The organism is Dyella sp. AtDHG13, assembly GCF_003201105.1.
GTDB classification, from domain to species: Bacteria; Pseudomonadota; Gammaproteobacteria; order Xanthomonadales; family Rhodanobacteraceae; genus Dyella; species Dyella jiangningensis_B.
The window spans coordinates 43,639-61,001 of sequence record NZ_QICJ01000009.1 but is presented as its reverse complement, the minus strand read 5'-3'; the positions used below and the strand labels follow the sequence as shown (position 1 = coordinate 61,001).

Annotated in this window: 16 protein-coding genes; 10 read left to right on the top strand and 6 right to left on the bottom strand. The window is 66.8% G+C overall.

Annotated features, from left to right (window positions below):
• Nucleotides 1–36 precede the first annotated feature (36 nt).
• Nucleotides 37–1,263: an NADH:flavin oxidoreductase/NADH oxidase family protein gene (locus BDW41_RS15325; protein ID WP_074549826.1), complete on the bottom strand. Its 1,227-nt coding sequence runs from the start codon at nucleotides 1,261–1,263 to the stop codon at nucleotides 37–39.
• A gap of 149 nt (nucleotides 1,264–1,412) precedes the next feature.
• Entirely contained in the window at nucleotides 1,413–2,243 is an 831-nt protein-coding gene (locus BDW41_RS15320) for an alpha/beta hydrolase (RefSeq protein ID WP_074549824.1), read from the bottom strand.
• Nucleotides 2,244–2,519: 276 nt separating this feature from the next.
• On the opposite strand from BDW41_RS15320, the gene BDW41_RS15310 reads away from it, so the two are divergent.
• From BDW41_RS15310 to BDW41_RS15300, 3 genes are all read left to right on the top strand, one after another.
• Nucleotides 2,520–3,053: a MerR family transcriptional regulator gene (locus BDW41_RS15310; protein WP_233496893.1), complete on the top strand. Its 534-nt coding sequence runs from the start codon at nucleotides 2,520–2,522 to the stop codon at nucleotides 3,051–3,053.
• 277 nt (nucleotides 3,054–3,330) lie between these two features.
• Nucleotides 3,331–4,017, top strand: coding sequence for a class I SAM-dependent methyltransferase (locus BDW41_RS15305; RefSeq protein ID WP_199535353.1), 687 nt, complete (start codon nucleotides 3,331–3,333; stop codon nucleotides 4,015–4,017).
• Between the two features lie 356 nt (nucleotides 4,018–4,373).
• Nucleotides 4,374–5,291, top strand: a complete 918-nt coding sequence (locus BDW41_RS15300; protein WP_074549818.1) for a cupin domain-containing protein — start codon at nucleotides 4,374–4,376, stop codon at nucleotides 5,289–5,291.
• Nucleotides 5,292–5,426: 135 nt separating this feature from the next.
• Here BDW41_RS15300 and BDW41_RS15295 read toward each other — a convergent pair whose 3' ends face one another.
• Complete coding sequence (locus BDW41_RS15295) at nucleotides 5,427–5,879, bottom strand: hypothetical protein (RefSeq protein ID WP_074549816.1); 453 nt, start codon at nucleotides 5,877–5,879, stop codon at nucleotides 5,427–5,429.
• Between the two features lie 392 nt (nucleotides 5,880–6,271).
• On the opposite strand from BDW41_RS15295, the gene msrA reads away from it, so the two are divergent.
• Nucleotides 6,272–6,790 carry a peptide-methionine (S)-S-oxide reductase MsrA gene (gene msrA / locus BDW41_RS15290; RefSeq protein ID WP_074549814.1) on the top strand — a complete coding sequence of 173 codons (519 nt, stop codon included), beginning with the start codon at nucleotides 6,272–6,274 and terminating at the stop codon, nucleotides 6,788–6,790.
• Nucleotides 6,791–6,819: 29 nt separating this feature from the next.
• Here the strand turns inward: msrA and BDW41_RS15285 are convergent, their stop codons facing one another.
• The 3 genes from BDW41_RS15285 to BDW41_RS15275 form a co-directional block, all read right to left on the bottom strand.
• Nucleotides 6,820–7,308 carry a hypothetical protein gene (locus BDW41_RS15285; RefSeq protein WP_074549812.1) on the bottom strand — a complete coding sequence of 163 codons (489 nt, stop codon included), beginning with the start codon at nucleotides 7,306–7,308 and terminating at the stop codon, nucleotides 6,820–6,822.
• Nucleotides 7,309–7,477: 169 nt separating this feature from the next.
• Complete coding sequence (locus tag BDW41_RS15280) at nucleotides 7,478–8,362, bottom strand: GAF domain-containing protein (RefSeq protein ID WP_074549810.1); 885 nt, start codon at nucleotides 8,360–8,362, stop codon at nucleotides 7,478–7,480.
• Nucleotides 8,363–8,494: 132 nt separating this feature from the next.
• Nucleotides 8,495–10,450: a M61 family metallopeptidase gene (locus BDW41_RS15275; RefSeq protein ID WP_074549809.1), complete on the bottom strand. Its 1,956-nt coding sequence runs from the start codon at nucleotides 10,448–10,450 to the stop codon at nucleotides 8,495–8,497.
• A 226-nt stretch (nucleotides 10,451–10,676) separates the two neighbouring features.
• On the opposite strand from BDW41_RS15275, the gene BDW41_RS15270 reads away from it, so the two are divergent.
• From BDW41_RS15270 to BDW41_RS15245, 6 genes are all read left to right on the top strand, one after another.
• The gene (locus tag BDW41_RS15270; protein WP_074549807.1) at nucleotides 10,677–11,666 is read left to right on the top strand and encodes a VOC family protein; all 990 of its coding nucleotides are present in this window, start codon (nucleotides 10,677–10,679) and stop codon (nucleotides 11,664–11,666) included.
• Between the two features lie 373 nt (nucleotides 11,667–12,039).
• On the top strand, nucleotides 12,040–12,861 hold the full coding sequence (locus tag BDW41_RS15265; protein ID WP_074549805.1) for a helix-turn-helix domain-containing protein: 822 nt from the start codon (nucleotides 12,040–12,042) through the stop codon (nucleotides 12,859–12,861).
• Nucleotides 12,862–13,104: 243 nt separating this feature from the next.
• Nucleotides 13,105–13,794 (top strand): DUF3348 domain-containing protein, encoded by a 690-nt coding sequence (locus BDW41_RS15260; protein ID WP_074549802.1) that lies wholly within the window; start codon nucleotides 13,105–13,107, stop codon nucleotides 13,792–13,794.
• The gene (locus BDW41_RS15255; protein WP_074549800.1) at nucleotides 13,778–16,024 is read left to right on the top strand and encodes a DUF802 domain-containing protein; all 2,247 of its coding nucleotides are present in this window, start codon (nucleotides 13,778–13,780) and stop codon (nucleotides 16,022–16,024) included. The genes BDW41_RS15260 and BDW41_RS15255 overlap by 17 nt, the downstream gene beginning before the upstream one ends.
• Nucleotides 16,021–16,668 carry an OmpA family protein gene (locus tag BDW41_RS15250; protein ID WP_074549798.1) on the top strand — a complete coding sequence of 216 codons (648 nt, stop codon included), beginning with the start codon at nucleotides 16,021–16,023 and terminating at the stop codon, nucleotides 16,666–16,668. Before BDW41_RS15255 ends, BDW41_RS15250 begins: the two co-directional genes overlap by 4 nt.
• Nucleotides 16,661–17,296, top strand: a complete 636-nt coding sequence (locus BDW41_RS15245) for a DUF2894 domain-containing protein (protein WP_074549796.1) — start codon at nucleotides 16,661–16,663, stop codon at nucleotides 17,294–17,296. Before BDW41_RS15250 ends, BDW41_RS15245 begins: the two co-directional genes overlap by 8 nt.
• The last annotated feature ends 67 nt before the right edge of the window (nucleotides 17,297–17,363 follow it).

Genomic DNA, 17,363 nt, shown 5'->3' with positions numbered 1-17,363 from the left:
GCGCAGTGGGCGCGTTTGCGGTAGCGGCGGTTCCCCTCAGCGCTGCTCCATCCAGCGGCGGTACTGGCGCGTGCGGCAGGCCGTGGACACCTGCTGCAGAATCAGCGCGCGCAGCGGCGACACCTGCGGATCGGGCGCTCTGCCCTGGCTGAGCTTGCGCAGCTGATACTTGACCGCGGCCATGTTGGCCAAGGACGCGAGCGGCTTGCTTTTCCAGGTGATGGGCGGAAGCGCCGGCGCCGTCTCCACGCCCTTGCGCCAATCGCAGGGCAGGGTCGGGTCAATCGCCAGCGCGGTGCCGATGCCGACCATGTCGATGCCGCTGGCGATCGCGTGCTCCGCCACGGCGCGGCGGCGGATGCCGCCAGTCACCATGACGGGCATGGTTGCGATGGTTTGGATATCGCGGGCGAATTCCACGAAATACGCCTCGCGCGCCAGCGTGCGGCCGTCGCGTGCCTGCCCCTGCATGGCCGGCGCTTCGTAGCTGCCGCCCGACAGTTCGACCAGGTCCACGCCCAGGCCGTTGAGCAGCACCACCACTTGGCGCGCATCTTCCGCGGTGAAGCCGCCACGCTGGAAATCCGCGGAATTGAGTTTGACGGCCACGGTGAAGCCGGGAGCGACCGTGGCGCGAACAGCCTTGACGATGTCCAGTAGCAGGCGCGCGCGGTTTTCCAGCGAACCGCCCCAGGCATCGGTGCGACGGTTGGTGAGCGGCGATAGAAACTGGCTCAGCAGATAGCCGTGGGCCGCGTGGATTTCCACGCCGGTGAAGCCCGCCTGCTCCGCGAGCGCCGCCGCACGGGCAAAGCGCCGGATCACCTCCTCGATGATCTCCGGCGTCATGGCCTGCGGCGTGTTGAAGAGCTTGGAAAGCTTGCCCAGCTCCAGCGGCACCGCCGATGGCGCCCAGGTGGGCTGCCCCAGGTTGGCCTGCATCTGGCGGCCGGGATGATTGATCTGCAGCCAGAACTGCGCGCCCCTGGAGCGGCCGATGGCCGCCCATTGCCGGAAGCGGTCCAGGTGACGGGCGTCTTCCAGAACCACGCCGCCGGGGCCGGTCATGGCGCGGCTGTCCACCATCACGTTGCCGGTGATGAGCAGGCCGGCGCCGCCGTCGGCCCAGGCCTGGTACAGGCGCATGAGTTGCTCGGAGGGCGCATGGTCGGCATCGGCCATGTTTTCCTCCATGGCGGCCTTGGCGATGCGGTTGGGAATCACCGCGCCATTGGGGAGGGTCAGCGGGTCGAATACGTTCATGCCGGGGTACCTGGTCGGGCGAGAGGTACACCATAAGTTTAAAGCTTGCTTTAAGGTCAAGGCCTGCAAGGCGCCCGGCGATCCACTCGAAGGCCACCGGGCGGCTCGGATGGGCCGCCCGGTGACCTTGCCGCGCTCAGGCAACGCGATCAGCCGCGAATGAAGGCCAGCAGGTCCGCGTTGATGGTGTCCGCCTCGGTCGTGGGCATGCCGTGCGGGAAGCCCTTGTAGATCTTCAGGGTGCTGTTCCTGGCGAGCTTGGCGGACAGCACGCCGGCATCTTCATACGGGACGATCTGGTCGTCGTCGCCATGCATCACCAGCACGGGGATGGTGGCGCCCTTCAGGTCGTCGGTGAAGTCGGTCTGCGAGAACGCCACGATGCCGTCGTAGTGGGCCTTGGCGCTGCCCATCATGCCCTGCCGCCACCAGTTCCAGATGGTGCCCTGGGAGGGCTTGGCGTTCGGCCGGTTGTAGCCGTAGAACGGGCCCGCCGGCAGGTCGTAATAGAACTGCGCGCGGTTCGCGGCGAGCTGCGCCTGCAGGCCGTCGAACACTTCCTTGGGCAGGCCGCCGGGATTGTTCGGCGTCTTCACCATGATGGGCGGCACGGCGCTGATCAACACCGCCTTGGCCACCTTGTCTTCGCCGTGGCGCGCCACGTAGTGGATGACTTCGCCGCCGCCGGTGGAATGCCCGACGTGGACGGCCTTCTGCACGCCCAAATGCTTGACCACGGCGGCGACGTCATCGGCATAGTGGTCCATGTCGTGCCCGTCCCACACCTGGCTGGAGCGGCCATGGCCACGCCGGTCGTGCGCCACCACGCGGAAGCCGTGCTGCAGGAAGAACAGCATCTGGTTGTCCCAGTCGTCCGCGCTGAGCGGCCAGCCGTGGTGGAAGAAAATCACCGGGGCGTCTTTCGGACCCCAGTCTTTGTAGAAGATCTCAACGCCATCCTTTGTGGTCACGTATCCCATGATGGTTTCTCCAGGCTCAGGTAGGGACTATCGATGGAAGACACACATGACCGACGCGTGTCAGTCAGCGGTCGGGTGTTGCTCGTGGGTGGGCACGAATGAATAGCAGGCACGATCAACGATGAAGGCCGCGCGATTTTCGGACGTCGGGACGGGCAGGACGCCTTTCGCACCCACGCCATCCCTCGCGGTTTTCCATGGGAAAACCGCGAACCGCGAGCCGATGCCGTCGCCTCGCTGAAGAAGACCCGTCGTCCGGAACATCATGGGCCAGCCTTGTTTGACCGCCTGTCGAAGGTAGGCTTAAAGTCAAGTTCAAGGTCAACTGTTTCGCTGATGCAACACATGAAGATCGGAGAGCTGGCAAAGCTGACGGGGCTGACCGCGTCGCGCATTCGCTTCTACGAAGCCAGCGGCCTGATTCGTGCGGTCGACCGCACAGCCAATGGCTATCGCGATTACCCGTACGAAGCGGTGTCGATGCTGGGCATCATCACCAGCGCGCAGAGCGCAGGCTTCTCGCTCGATGAAATCCGCCGCCTGCTGCCGATCAACCGTGAAAGCGGTTGGCAGCACGAGCAGTTGCTGGAGGCGATCCAGCGCAAGGTCGTGGAGATCGAGGCCTTGCAGCAGCGACTGGAAGAGAACAAGGCCCAGCTGCTCAAGGCGGCGGAGAGCATCAGGAACCGGCCGGAGGACCTCAGCTGCCTCGACCGCGCCCAATGGGTGCTGGACCGAATACACGCCGAGGGAACCGTGTCGACACCTGATTCCAAGGCCTCAAAGAGACGGCGTTCATCTTCGACTTGACCGCTGCCATTCATTGAAAGCAGCTATATCGGTGCTGAACTTCAGGTGCGCATCCGCTGCCGTGATTCAGCACTTCCGGTGCGCTTAGCAGCTAGCCTTGGTCGGCCATCGCTTTGTGCGGCGGCCACATGGATATTCAGGATTTCCCAGGACGATGAGACGACGCGGCGATGACGCCGCTCGATACACCACGTCCTGCTGCATGCATGCCGAAGCGTGGGCTCGGGGGTAACCAGCGAGGCGACATCACGGATCTTCACGTTACCGGAGCGCTTTCATGAAAGACCTCATCAAGCGAATTCCCGTCATCGGCCCCGTTGCGCGCAACGTCTACCGTCGATGGCTCAACCCGCCCAAGCCCTTCCATGGCTCGGAGGATTACTGGATCGAGCGCTATCGCGATGGCGGTAATTCCGGCGCGGGTTCGTACAATCGCCTGGCGGAATTCAAGGCCGAGGTGCTGAACGATTTCGTCGCCAGCCACGGCATTCGCGACGTGATCGAATTCGGCTGCGGCGACGGCAACCAGCTCGCCTTGGCGCGCTACCCGTCCTACCTGGGCCTGGATGTCAGCCCGCATGCGGTGGAAGGCTGCGCCCGGCGCTTTGCCGGCGACGCCAGCAAGTCGTTCATGCTGGTGCGCGACTACCACGGGCAGACGGCGCAGCTCGCGCTGTCGCTGGACGTGATCTATCACCTCACCGAAGACAGCGTATACGACACCTACATGCGGACCTTGTTCGATGCGGCGCGGGATTACGTGGTGATCTATTCGTCCGACAAGGATGAGGCGCAGCCAGGTGTTTCGCATGTGCGACACCGCCAGTTCAGTCGCTGGGTACGCGCGAACGCGCCGGGTTGGCGCTTGCTGCGGCACATACCCAATCGTTTTCCCTACACGGGCGACAACGACACGGGTTCGCTGGCCGACTTCTACATCTACGGCAAGGGCAGCCTGACCTGAGCGGCTTGCGCTGGTAGCGACGAGAGAGGGCGACGCCGCGCCGGGCGCGCGCGTCGCTTCAACTCGGATGATCGTCGCCGAAGTTGCGCGCGCCTGCGGTGCGCGACGTAACTGCGCGTGTCGTTGCCGGTTTGATCCCACTTGTTCTTCAACGCACCATCCACGCAGGCGCGAAAACACGCGCGAAAGGCAAGCTTTTGCGCGTCGTCAGCCTGCCGACATGCAGGCGCATTTTCTTTCATGGCGTATGCCTTCCAGACGTCTGCTTGCCGCAAAAAACGCGGCGTATAAGTGAGGCCGACAGGGTTCGTCGGGCGCGCAGGATGCGTGGCTTCGACATGCGTTGGGGGCAACTTATGAGTGACAAGTCCGTGCAGGTCATCGACCTGGATTGGGATGCGTTCGATCCGTGGCGCATCCAGCCGTTCAAACACACCTTGACCGAGCATCCGTTGCTGCAGACGAACGAGCTCGTGGAATTGGGCAAGCGTTGCCGGGGCACCAAGCTCTGGTATGCGTTCAACAGCGACGCGACCGCCGGGACCGATTTCGACGATGCGTCCAACCTCTATCCCACGTCCAAATCCGCGGTGGATTCGCTGAAGGACATCGGCAGCGCCAAGGCGTGGGTGTTGCTTCGCCATATCCAGGCCGATGCGAAGTACCGCGAGCTGGTCGACGCGGTGATCAATCCCATGAAGCCGATGATCGAGCGCAAGGATCCGGGGCTTTACTACCGGGCCGGCTGGATCTTCTCCGCCTCGCCCAACACGGCCACGCCGTTCCATATCGACCGCAGCCACGTGTTCCTGCTGCAGATACGCGGCACCAAGACTGTGTACGTATGGGATGCCGACGACAGGCAGGTCTGCAGCGACCGCGCGCGCGATTGCTTCCACTTTCGCCACGACCTGAGCCGCACCTTGTGGAACGAGGCGTTCCGCTCGCGTGCCCACGTATTCGAGCTGGGACCGGGCATGGGCGTCTATATGCCGTTGACCAGCCCGCACATGGTGGAGACGAGCAAGGAGTCGTCCACTACCATCAGCTTCACCTACAACACCGACGCCACGCGCCGCAACGCACGCGTGCACGTGATGCGCGAAATGCTCTGCAAGCTGGGCATGACGCCGCCCGACTACGGCAAGAACCACTTCTTCGACCAGGCGGCGTTCGCTGCCGCCTCGGCCATCGTGGTGTGCCGCGGGCCCGGCGGCCATCCGCCGGCCTGTCCGTCGCTGCGGCAGAAAAGCGCTTACGCGGTGGCCGATTGAAGGTCCGGTAAATCATCCATAAGGCATAGCGCCTCGTGCGCGGCGGAGGAACATGCGGCGTTATTCCTTGCTGTGTGAAAGCAGAAGCCCGGCAGGTGCCGGGCTTCCGTTTCATCCGCGTTGGCTGGCGATGCCTCAGTAGCCGCTGTCGTCATAGGGCTGCTGGTAGATCACCGTGCCGGGCTGTTGCACCACGGGCGCATCCTGATAGATCACCGTGGTCGGCTGGCGGTAGACCACCGTCGACTGCTGCGGGTAGTAGTAGGTCGGCGGGGGCGGCGGAGGCGGAGCCATGGCCTCGGAGACGAGGCCGGCGACCGCGCCCACCACGATGGCGCCGGCGATCCACTTGCCGCCGCTCCAGTGGCCATGGTCGCGATAGCCGCCATGCCAATCGCCGCGATCACCGCGCCAGCCGCCACGGTCGCCGTGCCATCCGCCACGATCCCAGCCGCCACCACGATCCCAGCCACCGTAGCGGCCGTTGTCATGCCAACCGTCATGCGCGGAGGCCACCATCGGCGCGCCAACGGACGCCGCCAGCGCCAGGCCGAGCAACATGCGTTTGCCGATCGCGAAACTGTTCATCAGATACCTCCTTGGGTTGGTGCTGATGCTCAGGTCGCGGGGCTTAATGCCTCCTGAAATTTTTTGCGATTCCACCGTAGTCGATGGCGCCGTTGCCGGCCGTTTGGCTCCAGGAAAAAATTTCGTAAGCCGGCGCTTAGTGGACGCTTAGCGAGGCTTTTTCATCTCTCTGGGCGCATCGTTGCCGCGTTTGCGCGAATGGAAAGGTGTGAACGTCAACGGGCGGCGGGAAGGCGCCATTCCTTGCGATCCCGCGGCTTGATAAGGCCGCCAGGCGACGCCACATTGAAGCGGTCAGCAGGGGCGCATAGACGCGATATCGAACCGGCACCTGCCACAACATCGCGATGCTCCCCTGCCACGCGACTCTCTCACCCACGGGAAGGACCAACATGAGCACGAAAACCGAAACGGCCATCCTGGCTGGCGGCTGCTTCTGGGGCATGCAGGACCTGCTGCGGCGTTATCCCGGCGTGTTGTCCACGCGCGTGGGCTACACGGGTGGCGACGTGCCCAACGCCACGTACCGCAACCACGGCACGCACGCGGAGGCGATCGAGATCGTGTTCGACCCCGCGGTGATCAGCTACCGGCAGATTCTGGAGTTCTTCTTCCAGATCCACGACCCGAGCACCCGCAACCGCCAGGGCAACGACATCGGCACCAGCTATCGCTCGGCGATCTTCTATCTCAACGACGAGCAGGCGCGCGTGGCCGAGGACACCATCGCCGACGTGGACGCCTCCGGCCTGTGGCCCGGCAAGGTGGTGACGGAAGTGACGCCGGCCGGCCCGTTCTGGGAGGCGGAGCCGGAGCATCAGGATTACCTGGAGCGCTATCCCAACGGCTACACCTGCCACTTCCCGCGCCCGGGCTGGAAGCTGCCCAAGCGCAGCAGCAACGCGGCGTAAGGCATCCGCGGAACCCGCACAGGGTTCCGCTACGCGGCCGCCCGCGCCCTGAGCGTTCGCACGGAACGCACCGCGATGACCACGAAGGCGATCAGCACCACGAGCTGCGTCGCGCCGAACAGCGGCTGCTTGAGGTTGGCGGGCAGCGCGGCGAGCGCCGGCAGCTTGGCGAATACCTGGGCGATCAGCACGAAGACCAGGAAGTACTCGCTGATGACCACGGCCAGCGCGAACTGCGCCGAGCCATGACCCACGCGCGCCGCCGACCGGCGCGCCAGAAAGGCCCACACCAGCACCAGCGTCGCCACGATGCCCACGCCGATGGCCGGCGTGAAGCCGTGATAGGGAAACAGGAAGCCGGTGACGCTGGTGACCAGGGCCGTGACCAGGAAAACCGTCATGGTGGTGGATTGCGCGCTGGCCTGCCGCAGGCCGCGAATGGCGCCGATGCCGGCGGCGATGGCGATGAGACTCACGAGCGTATGGACGGCGGTGAACCAGCCGAGTGCGGATGTCATGGCATGCTCCTGGCGATCATTCACGGGGAACGGACACGAACCAACGCCACCTGATGGCCAGGCGCGCCGTGCAGCAAGGGGCGGCTGCTCGCACTATGGGCGAGCGATGGGCGAGTCCTCAACACCTGTTCGGGTAGTTTTGGGAAAGGGAATGACGCGTCGCGACAGGCTAGGCCGCCGGGGCGTGCGCGGCGTCGTCCCGGTCGTCGTCGTGGGCGAAGAGCCGCTCCGCCCGGTCCAGTTCGGTGCCGATCGCGCGCGCGAACTTCTCAAGGATCTGCACCGTGGCCTGGTCGAGTTCGCGGGGCTGCGGGTCCACCGCGCAGAGCGTGCCGAAGAAACGGCCGTCCGCCATGTAGATGGGCACCGAGATGTACGCCTCGAAGCCGTACAGCGCCGGCGTCGGGTGATGGGTAAAGCGGGGATGCGTGCTCGCGTGGTTGAACACCACCGTATGCCCGTGCTTGCGTATCTCGTTGCAGATGGTGGTTTCCAGCGCCAGGTCCTCGCCCGGGCGCAGTCCGAAATCGATGGTGTCGTACACCGCGCAGGCCGTCCAGCGCGTGTCGGATACGCGCGCCACCGTGGCGAAGCGCATGCCGGTCGAGCGCGACACTTCTTCCAGAATCGAAGCCATGGCCGGCATGCGCGCCACGAGGTCGACATCACGCCTGGCGGCGGCGTTTTCCGTGGCGGCCGCGCCGGATGCCATGCCCGACGAGAGCCGCTCCATGACGCGCCTCTGCAGGCTGATGCGCGATACCCGGTGCACGAAGTTCCGCAGCTCAGTGGTGAGGCTGCGCAACTGTTGTGCCGAGCCGCCGACCACCACGCCGCGCGTGTCCAGGCGAACTTCCCTCAGCTGGTGCTGCGATCGGAACGCGTCGACTTCGGAGGCGAACGCCTCGATCCAGAAATGGTCTGGACGTCCATTCAGCAGAGCCAGCATGAGCGGTTCGGGATCGCCGCCGCCCGCGGGCGCCGGCGATGGCATGTCGAAGCCCGCGACCGAAGGCGGCCAGGCATAGCGGGTCGAGGGATCGGGCGAGGGCATGCGGGGTTTCCCGGCACAGGATGCGGGGAGTATGCGGCAAGCCGGCGGAGCCGTGGCAAGCGGCGACGGTGTCATGCGCCGTCGCGCCCGGCGGGCGACGTGCCCGCCGAGCGCGATACAGGTCGAAGCCGCTTACTTGCGCGGCGCGATGATCTCGCTGAGATAGTCCGGCGTGCCTTCCACGCGCACCAGGTGCGGATACTGCAGGCCGTCGTGGTAGTCGACCGCCACCGTGCGCACGGAACCCTGGTACTTCAGCAGCAGCTGGATCGGCGCCTTGGTGTTCTTGGCGGCGGCAATCGCGTCGGTCAGCACGTCCTTGGAATAGTCCTGGCCGTTCACCGCCACCAGCGTCGCGCCCGTGCTGACGCCGGCCTTGAACGCGGGACCGCCCCAGCGCACGTCGTTGACCTGGCCCTTGTCGTTCATGGTCAGGCCAATGGACCACGTGTAGTTGTACAGGTGGCGCGACGGCTGCGCGCGGCTGTTGTACTGCTGCTCGAATTCGCTGGCCTTGTCGGTGTAGACCAGCTTCCAGCCGGTGGCGGCCAGGCCATCGAGCAGGGGCGGGTTGAGCACGTCGACGTGGCCGTGCAGGAAGCCAGCCCAGTCGTAGGGCGCCACGCCGTTGAGCGCCGCCACCACGTCGTCGAAGGTATAGGTCTTGGTGACGTAGCTGCCGTTGTCCACGCCGAAGAAGGCGCGCGCGAAATCGTCCAGCGACTTCTTGTCGTGGGTGAGCGCGCGCAGCTTGGCATCCACTTCCAGCCACATCATCTGGCCGCCGCTGTAGTACTCCTCGCTCATCTGCCAGCTGCGGTAAGGCAGGCTGGAACGTCGGGCCGCGGTGGGGTCGTTGGTGGTGTCCTCCAGCGTGCGCCACTGGAAGCCCAGGCGGTTGCGGTCGTAGTTGGCCGCCGTCATCGCCAGCGCATCGCGGAACTGCTGCGGCGACCACATGCCCGAACGCGCGGTGAGCACGTAGCCCCAGTACTGCGTCTGCCCCTCGTAGACCCACAGCAGCGAGTCGCCCATGGGCACGTTGAAGTTGGGCGTCCACAGGTCGGCGGGACGGCGGAACTTGCCGTTCCACGAGTGGGTGTATTCGTGCGGCAGCAGGTCGCGATCGGGCGCTGCGTCATTCCACGCGGTGAAGTAATCGGCGGCCAGGCCGTTTTCGCTGGACTGGTGATGCTCGGTGCCGTTGCCGCCCAGCTGGTCCGACAGCGAGAACAGGAAGTCGTAGTGGTCGTAGTGGTGCGAGCCGAACAGCTTGGTGGCCTGCGTCACCAGGGCGCGATGCACCTTCAGTTGTTCCGGCGAGATCTCCAGGTACTTCGGCGCATCCGCGACCACGTCCAGGTACACCGGCGCATCGCCGCCCGGGTTCAGGTCCACGCGCTTGAAGTACTGGCCCGCATAGACCGGCGAATCGACCAGGTTGTTGAACGTCACCGGCTTGAAGCTGACGGTATCGCCCGACTGCGAGGCGGTTTCCAGCGCGGTACCGAGCTGCCAGCCGTGCGGCAGCGTCATGCTGGGCGCGAAGGTGATGCCGCGCGTGTAGTAGCCGGCGGGGTAGAGCGAGACCTTGCTCCACTCCATGTCCATCATGCGGTCGGTGATCTCGAAGCCTTCGTCGTCGGTGCGGCCGGAGAGGTACTGGAACTCCGCTTCGATGGACACCACGCCTTCGGGAACTTCCACGTGGAAGGCATACACGTTGTACTTGTCGCGCTTCCATGCCAGCGGCTTGCCGTTGGCGGTGAGCTTGAGGCCGGCCAGCAGGTTGATCGGGCCGGTGGGCGAGTGGTCGCCGGGAATCCACTGCGGGTAGAGCAGGGTCAGCGCACCGGACTTGACCGGCAGGGTTTCGCGCACGCGGAAGATGCCCTGCTGCGTGTCGCTGGCATCCACGTGCAGCGTGACCGTGCCGGGGTACTTGATGTCCTGCGGAGGTGGCACGTTGTCCGAATAAGCCTGCTGCGCCAGGGCGCCGCCGGCCGCGAGCGCCAGGGCGACGGCGAGGGCAAGGCGCGGCAACCCGCGACGCGGCGCAGATGTGGAAACGGCGGTGACACGGGACATGAGCGCTCCGGCGGGCAAGGGGACAGGGGCGCTACTTAACACCACCGGCGGCTCGCAAGGCTAGGGCGGGTGCGGTATCGCCCTGGACCGGACGGGTGGCCGTTGGGCTTCATGACCTCGCAGGTCATTGATCGTCCCTGGCGGCCTGCGCATTCTTGCGGCGCCCCCGGATTCCGCTGCGCTTCATCCGGGCTACATGGCTTTCCATCACCTCATGAGGATACGCATGCGTCTGCTCTCCTATGTTTCGGCATGGCTGCTGTGCCTGGGTGTTGCGCAGGCCGCGACCACGGCGCCTACGCCGCCCGCCATCACGCGGCTCGACCACATCCTGCTCTGGGGACGCGGGATCGATCAGGTCACCTCCGTCATGTCGGTCAAGCTGGGCTTCCAGGTGCGGCCGGGGCGTGATCCCGGCGGCGTGGCCAACCGCTATATCCGCTTCTCCGACAGCAGCTTTATCGAATTGCTCGGCATCACCCGGCCCGATCCCACCTTCGATCCGGGCATGAAACAGGACCAGCAGGCATTGAAGGGCGGGCCGGGTTCGCGCACCTTCGGTTTCCGCACCTCGTCGCTCGACACGCTGCATCAGGCGCTGCAGGGGCTGCACTACGCCGTTACGCCGTTCTTCTCCGGGCCGGACAGCGCGAAGCCCGGCTGGCGCCTGTTCGCGTTCGATCGCGCGCCGCTGTCGAGCAACACCTTCTTCATCGACTATGCCGCCGATTACGCGCCCGACCAGTTCGAGCCCGGCAACGCGGACGACTATCGCGTCACCCGCGAACACCCCAACGGCGCGCGCGAGCTCTCCTCGATCTGGCTGGTGTCGGGCGATGCGGAGGCCGACCGCCGCGAGTTGGAGAAGATGGGCTTCGGCCACGCCGTGCCGGTGAAGCTGCCCGCGCTGGGCGCCAAGGGTTTCTGCGTGCCGGTGGGGCCGACGGCCTTGCTGGCGCTGCAGCCCGACGGCACGGGCATCGCGCAGCAGGTGATGGCGAGCGGCGGCCCGCGCATTCTCGGCCTGAGCCTGGGCGTGGCCGATCTCGGTCGTGCCCAGCGCTGGGTGGAGCGCGGCTACGAGCGCGCGCTGACCACCTATCCGGGGCTGTCCGGCGAATCCTTCCTTGCGCCCACGCAGGACGACCTGGGCCTGTCCATCGAATTCCATGCGATCCGACAGGGCGGTTCGCCCTGTTCGAGCGCAGCGCCGTAGCCCGGGCGGCGAACCTTGACTGACGGCACGGGCGCGCCGGCGGTTTTGGGTGCATGGTGGACGGGATGCTCTGATCTATTCAACGTGGGTGTCACCGGTTCTGTGTGCCTGTCGCTGCGTGTTGCGTTGGCGAAGGCAGGCTGGTGGCCTGTCGAGACAGCGCGGCGCGCAACGGCGGGCACACAGAACCGGCCCTGCGGGTGACGTCCCCAACGCCCGCAGGCCGCGGTGCGCGACTTGCCCAGGCAACCAGCCTGGGCCGCGTCCCGCCCCACATCCTGCGAGCGTTGGGGACATCATGCCACCCGCGTTGAATAGATCAGAGCATCCCTAGGTCGCATGCCTCGTCCCCATTCCCTGCCAGCGGGTTGCCATGTCCCATCCACCGATCAGAAGACTGCTGCGCGAGTGGCGCGCGCGCTTGCGCTACAGCCAGTTCGAGCTGGCGCTGCAGGCGGATATCTCGCCGCGGCACCTCAGCTGCATCGAAACCGGCAAGGCCCAGGCCAGCCGCGGCCTGCTGGCGCGGCTGGCCGATGTGCTGGGCATGCCGCTGCGCGAACGCAATGCGCTGATGATCGCCGCCGGTTACGCGCCGCAGTATCCGGAGACGGCGCTGGATGCGCCCTCGCTGCAGATGATGCGGCGCGCGATCGATCTGATCGTCGCGCAGCAGGAGCCGTATCCCGCCTTCGTGGTGAACCGCCATTGGGACGTGCTGAAGATCAACGACGCCGCCGTGCGCATCAACCAGCTGGTGATGGGCGGCCGCCCACCGCTGCACGACAACATCCTGCGCCAGGTGTTCGATCCCAGGGACATCCGTGCGGCCATCGTGAACTGGGAAGAGGTGGCGGCGAAGTTCCTGCACCATCTGCACATGGAAATCGCCGCCTCGCCGAAGGACGAGAAGGCGCAGGCGCTGCTGGACGAGGTGCTGCGCTATCCGGACGTGCCCCACGCCTGGCGCCAGCGCGACGTCACCAGCGCGCCCTCGTCCATCCTCACCATGACCTTCCGCAGCCCGCGGGGCGAGCTGAGTTTCTTCGAGACCATCACGACCTTCGCCACGCCGCGCAACGTGACGCTGGACGAAGTGCGCATCGAATGCGCGTTTCCGGCCGACGACCACACGGCGGCGGTGTGCATGGAGCTGGCAAGGCAGGGCGTTCAAGCGCGCGCCGCCGTTTCCTGAGGCGGCGTCAGCGTGGCGCGTTCGTCCACGCGTCGCGCTGCTCCAGCAGGAAATCGCGTTGGCGTGAACAAGCCGGGGACGGACGGCGACAAGCCTGCCTTCATGTGAACCGGGCCGGGCGGTAGCGGCGATACGGGCGATTGTCAATCCCGTACCGCCCGGGTACACGCCGCCTTGGGTGGCAAGAGGGGCAGCCGCTGTCATCAACGTGTAGAATTGGCCTCTTTTCCCCAAGCCAGACGCATGGTGCAAGCCCTTCAGCGGACGGCGGTTCGTGGCCCCACGTTCATCCGTTTGCTCGCCCGCCTCACGGACGCGGACGTACCCGCCTCCAGGCAGACCCTGCCGGACCGGTTGAGCCAGTGGCTCGACTGGGCGCATGCGCTCGCCCTGTCCACGGCGCTGGATGGCCGGCCCGCCCATGACCCGGAGGGCCCGTCGTTCGGCAGCGAGGACGAGGAAGAATGCGCCCGCCTGCGCGCCTCGCTGGCCCAGGCCGTCGCCAGCGATCCCGTGCTGGCGCCGGCGACGCCCGCCGAGGACGACGCGGCCATCGAATACACCGTGTTCCGCCAGCGCTATCTCACCCTGCAACGGCGCATGCAGGCCGGCACCGGGCACCTGCGCGGCCGCCTGCGCGACATGCTGGCGCGCCAGTCGGTGGACATGGCCCGGCTGGCCGAGGTGGATGCGGTGATGGAACTGGCGCTGAGTCCCCGTGAGCAGATGCTGCTGGCGGCGGTGCCGGCGCTGCTGGGGGAGCATTTCGAGCGGCTGCGCGCCGCGTCGCCTGCCGGCTGGCTCGAAGGTTTCCGCAAGGACATGCAGAGCGTGTTGCTCGCCGAACTGGATGTTCGTTTTCAACCGGTCGAAGGCCTGCTCGCAGCCCTTCGCACCCGCCAACAGAGAAGTCACGTTGAAGAATCTGCTTAATCTCGCTGTGTTCGCGGTGGGTCTTGCCGCGGTGTGCTGGGTCGGCGTGGGCTATATCGGTTCCAACCCGCTGGGTGCGGCCGTCGCCGTGGTGATCGGCGCGTGTTACGTGGCCGGCGCGCTGGAGCTGCACCGCTATCGGCAGGCCACCGCCACGCTGGCGCAGGCGCTGTCGGATACCGCCACGGCGCCGAACGGCCTGGGCGAGTGGCTGGCCCGCCTGCATCCCAGCCTGCGCAACGCCGTGCGCCTGCGCGTGGAAGGCGAGCGCGTGGCCATGCCCGCACCGGCGATGACGCCGTACCTGGTCGGCCTGTTGGTGCTGCTGGGCATGCTGGGCACGCTGCTGGGCATGATGGCCACCTTGCGCGGCACCGGCCTGGCGCTGGAAAGCGCGAGCGACCTGCAAGCCATCCGCGGCTCGCTCGCCGCGCCGGTCAAGGGCCTGGGCTTCGCGTTCGGCACCTCCATCGCGGGCGTGGCGACGTCGGCCATGCTCGGCCTCTTGTCCGCGCTGTGCCGTCGCGAGCGCCTGCAGGCCACGCAGCGGCTGGATGCGACGATCGCCACCGGCCTGCGCGTGCACTCGCAGGCGCACCAGCGCGAGGAATCCTTCAAGCTCCTGCAGCAGCAGACGGCCTTGATGCCGGCACTGGTCGATCGCCTGCAGGCGATGATGCTGGCGCTGGAGCAACACGGCGCCCAGATGAGCGAGCGGCAGCTCGCCGGCCAGGAAGCGTTCCACGCGCGTACCGAAGCCGCGTACACGCACCTCGCGGCCTCCGTGCAGCAGTCGCTGAAGGAAAGCGTGGCCGAAAGCGCGCGCGCCGCCACCGCCATGCTGCAGCAAGGCCTGGCCGCCAACGAGCAGCAGCTGGCCAGCCACGAGGCTTTCCACGCGCGCGCCGAAGCGGCCTATACGCATCTCGCCGCATCGGTGGAGCAGTCGCTGAAGGACAGCGTGGCCGAGAGCGCGCGTGCGTCCAGCGCCACGCTGCGGCCGGTGGTCGAGGCCACCATGGCGGGGCTGGCGCGCGAAACCGCGTCGCTGCACGGCGTGGTGACGCAGGCGGTGCAGCAGCAGCTCGAAGGCCTCACCTCCGGCTTCGCCCACGCCACCACCACCGTGTCCGAGATCTGGAACCAGGCGCTGGCCGAACATCGCCAGGCCAGCGCGGCCGCCGCCGAGGATCTGCGCGGTTCGCTGACCCATTTCACCGACACCTTCGAGCAGCGCTCCGCAGCGCTGCTGGATGGCTTGGCGGGGCGCCTGGACATCACCGCGGACAGCGTGGCGAATGCGTGGAGCAATGCGCTCTCGCAGCAGGCCGCCGTCAACGACGAGCTTGCCGCGCGCAACCAGCAGGCACTGGCCGCCGCGGCAGCCACGTTCGAGACGCATGCAAGCACGTTCGCCGGCAGCGTGCGCGAATCGCACGCGGCGCTGCAGGCCACGCTCGAATCGCGTGACGAGCAGCGCCTGGCCGCGTGGAGCGAGTCCTTCGGCGCGATCACCCGCACGCTGGGCCAGCAGTGGGAACAGGTGGGCGAGCAGACCGCGCGCCGGCAGCAGGATATCTGCGACACCCTGGCCAGGACCGCCAGCGACATCACCGCGCAGGCGCAGTCGCACGCCAGCGAAACCATCGCGGAAATTTCCCGCCTGGTGCAGGCCGCCTCGGAGGCGCTCAAGGCCGCCGCCGAGGTCGTCGCCGAGCTGCGCCAGAAGCTTTCCGACAGCATGGTGCGCGATACCGCGATGCTGGAAGAACGCAGCCGCCTGCTCGCCACGCTGGAAACCCTGCTCGATGCGGTGAACCATGCTTCGACGGAGCAGCGCGAAGCGGTCGATGCGCTGGTGTCCACCTCGGCCGATCTGCTCGACCGCGTCGGCACGCGCTTCACCGATCACATCCAGGCGGAAACCGGCAAGCTCGGCGCGGTGGCCGCGCAGGTCACCGGCAGCGCGGCGGAAGTGGCCAGCCTGGGCGAGGCCTTCGGCGCGGCGGTACATCTGTACGGCCAGTCGAACGAAGCACTGATGGAACGCCTGCAGCATATCGCCGACGCGCTCGACAAGACGCTGTCGCGCAGCGACGAACAGCTCGCGTACTACGTGGCGCAGGCGAGGGAAGTGGTCGACCTGAGCATGCTGTCGCAGAAGCAGGTGATCGAAGACCTGCGCCAGATCGCGGACCAGCGCGCGTCGGCCGGGACTGAAAACGCATGAGCGACGAGATCGAGGTCGAAGGCGAATCGGGCGCACCGATCTGGGCCGCCTTTGGCGACCTGATGTCGGTGCTGCTGGGCGTCTTCGTGCTGATCCTGGTCGGCGTGATCGGCGTGCAGCTGCAGCTCTCCCATCGGCTCGACGAGGAAATGAAGCAGCACCAGGCCGAGGCACAGCGCCGCAAGACGCTGGAGCAGGCGCTGGCCGCGCCGCTGGCGGCCGGCCGCGTGACCCTGGTGGACGGGCGCATCGGCATCCGCGGCAACGTGCTGTTCGCGCTCAACTCCGATCAGTTGCAGCCGGAAGGCCGCGAACTGCTGAAGAGCCTGGCCGGCCCGCTGACGGACTACCTGACGTCGCGCGACGAGATCCTGATGGTCAGCGGCTTCACCGACGACCAGCAGGTGCGCGACGGCAACCGCCACTTTGCCGACAACTGGGAGCTGTCCGCGGAACGCGCGCTCACCGTCACCCGCACGCTGATCACCGAAGGCGTGCCCGCCTCCTCGGTGTTCGCCGCCGCGTTCGGCGAGCAGCAGCCGATCAGCGCCAACACCAGCGAGAACGGCCGCGCGAAGAATCGCCGCGTGGAAATCGCGCCCGTGCCGCGTCCTTCGAACACCGCCACGGCATCCCATGACTGAGGCGGTGTCCAGCGCGCGCGCGACGCTCGATGCCTGGCGGGAAAGCCGGGCCGATCGGCTCGATCCTGTTCGCTTCCATTTCATGGATGCGCTGGAAAAGCGCGCCGCCCAGCTCGATGGCGAAGCGCGCCGCCTGCTGGACCTGCGCCTGGATGCCTTGCTCGACGCCTATGCCGCCGACGTCAAGCGTTTCACGGCGGAGAACGACAAGGATCGTGCGGACGCCGAGACTGTGCGAGGCCCGTTTGCCGAGCTGATCGACCAACTCGCCCGCATGGCGGCATCGCGCAGCGACAAGCCGGACGCGCAGGCGGCGCAGCCCGAGATGGAACTGCTGGGCGAGTTCCGCAGGATCTGGTCCGCGGTGCGCACGGAAAGCCAGCTGCGGCAATCGATGGAAGATGCGCCGGAGAACGCCGGCCCACTCAATTCGCGCGCGCTCGTGCATCGCGCCATCGGCCTGATGCGCGAACTGTCGCCGGGTTATCTGCAGCACTTCCTGGCCTATGTCGATGACCTGTCGTGGATCGAGCAGTTGAACGGCAGCGCGCCGTTCGCCGCCAAGGACACGCCATCGGCCGCCAACCCCGGCAAGCGCACGCGAAAGCCGCGCGCGCGCCGCGAGTAGCGCGACTGTCGCCGCTTGGATTTGACTGGGCGCTCCAGGCTCGCCGGTTCGTTCCCGCTAAGGCGCA